This window comes from Streptomyces sp. TP-A0874 (assembly GCF_001748085.1).
In the GTDB taxonomy this organism is placed as follows: Bacteria; Actinomycetota; Actinomycetes; order Streptomycetales; family Streptomycetaceae; genus Streptomyces.
On record NZ_BBZK01000018.1, the window covers coordinates 1 to 2,493 of the forward strand.

At 56.4% G+C, this 2,493-nt stretch carries 1 rRNA gene (only partly in view); it reads right to left on the reverse strand.

The window, feature by feature from the left end:
- Window positions 1-20 precede the first annotated feature (20 nt).
- Window positions 21-2,493: ribosomal RNA gene (locus BGP73_RS21680) — 23S ribosomal RNA — on the reverse strand; it runs 1,267 nt beyond the window's last position.

The following is a 2,493-nucleotide window of genomic DNA, read 5'->3' on the forward strand; positions in this document are numbered from 1 at the left end:
CACAGTGAACGCGAGCACCTGAGGACAAGCCCTCGGCCTATTAGTACCAGTCAACTCCACACCTCACGGCGCTTCCATATCTGGCCTATCAACCCAGTCATCTACTGGGAGCCTTACCCCATCAAGTAGGTGGGAGCCCTCATCTCGAAGCAGGCTTCCCGCTTAGATGCTTTCAGCGGTTATCCCTCCCGAACGTAGCCAACCAGCCATGCCCTTGGCAGAACAACTGGCACACCAGAGGTCCGTCCGTCCCGGTCCTCTCGTACTAGGGACAGCCCTTCTCAAGACTCCTACGCGCACAGCGGATAGGGACCGAACTGTCTCACGACGTTCTAAACCCAGCTCGCGTACCGCTTTAATGGGCGAACAGCCCAACCCTTGGGACCGACTCCAGCCCCAGGATGCGACGAGCCGACATCGAGGTGCCAAACCATCCCGTCGATATGGACTCTTGGGGAAGATCAGCCTGTTATCCCCGGGGTACCTTTTATCCGTTGAGCGACGGCGCTTCCACAAGCCACCGCCGGATCACTAGTCCCGACTTTCGTCCCTGCTCGACCCGTCAGTCTCACAGTCAAGCTCCCTTGTGCACTTACACTCAACACCTGATGACCAACCAGGCTGAGGGAACCTTTGGGCGCCTCCGTTACCCTTTAGGAGGCAACCGCCCCAGTTAAACTACCCACCAGACACTGTCCCTGATCCGGATCACGGACCCAGGTTAGACATCCAGCACGACCAGAGTGGTATTTCAACAACGACTCCACACACACTGGCGTGCATGCTTCACAGTCTCCCACCTATCCTACACAAGCCGAACCGAACACCAATATCAAGCTATAGTAAAGGTCCCGGGGTCTTTCCGTCCTGCTGCGCGAAACGAGCATCTTTACTCGTAATGCAATTTCACCGGGCCTATGGTTGAGACAGCCGAGAAGTCGTTACGCCATTCGTGCAGGTCGGAACTTACCCGACAAGGAATTTCGCTACCTTAGGATGGTTATAGTTACCACCGCCGTTTACTGGCGCTTAAGTTCTCAGCTTCGCCACCCCAAAAGATGACTAACCGGTCCCCTTAACGTTCCAGCACCGGGCAGGCGTCAGTCCGTATACATCGCCTTACGGCTTCGCACGGACCTGTGTTTTTAGTAAACAGTCGCTTCTCGCTGGTCTCTGCGGCCACCACCAGCTCAAGGAGAAAATCCCATCACCAGCAGCGGCCCCCCTTCTCCCGAAGTTACGGGGGCATTTTGCCGAGTTCCTTAACCATAGTTCACCCGAACGCCTCGGTATTCTCTACCAGACCACCTGAGTCGGTTTAGGGTACGGGCCGCCATGAAACTCGCTAGAGGCTTTTCTCGACAGCATAGGATCATCCACTTCACCAAAACGGCTCGGCATCAGGTCTCACCCACAACGGCGCGCGGATTTACCAACACACCAGGCTACACCCTTACCCCGGGACAACCACCACCCGGGCTGGACTACCTTCCTGCGTCACCCCATCACTCACCTACTACCCCCTCGGGTCAGCGGCTCCACCACTCCCACCAACAGCAAAGCTGAAGACAGGCGGCTTCACGGCCTTAGCATCAGAGGATTCAATGTTTGACGCTCCACAGCGGGTACCGGAATATCAACCGGTTATCCATCGACTACGCCTGTCGGCCTCGCCTTAGGCCCCGACTTACCCTGGGCAGATCAACTTGACCCAGGAACCCTTAGTCAATCGGCGCACACGTTTCCCACGTGTGTATCGCTACTCATGCCTGCATTCTCACTCGTGAACCATCCACCACTACCTTCCGGCGCAGCTTCACCCGGCACACGACGCTCCCCTACCCAACCCAACAAGCGTTAACTCTTCACGCTGGGCTGACACGACTTCGGCGGTATACTTGAGCCCCGCTACATTATCGGCGCAGAATCACTAGACCAGTGAGCTATTACGCACTCTTTCAAGGATGGCTGCTTCTAAGCCAACCTCCTGGTTGTCTCTGCGACTCCACATCCTTTCCCACTTAGCATACGCTTAGGGGCCTTAGTCGATGCTCTGGGCTGTTTCCCTCTCGACCATGGAGCTTATCCCCCACAGTCTCACTGCCGCGCTCTCACTTACCGGCATTCGGAGTTTGGCTAAGGTCAGTAACCCGATAAGGCCCATCGCCTATCCAGTGCTCTACCTCCGGCAAGAAACACACGACGCTGCACCTAAATGCATTTCGGGGAGAACCAGCTATCACGGAGTTTGATTGGCCTTTCACCCCTAACCACAGGTCATCCCCCAGGTTTTCAACCCTGGTGGGTTCGGTCCTCCACGACCTCTTACAGCCGCTTCAACCTGCCCATGGCTAGATCACTCCGCTTCGGGTCTTGAGCATGCTACTCAACGCCCTCTTCGGACTCGCTTTCGCTACGGCTACCCCACACGGGTTAACCTCGCAACACACCGCAAACTCGCAGGCTCATTCTTCAAAAGGCACGCAGTCACGA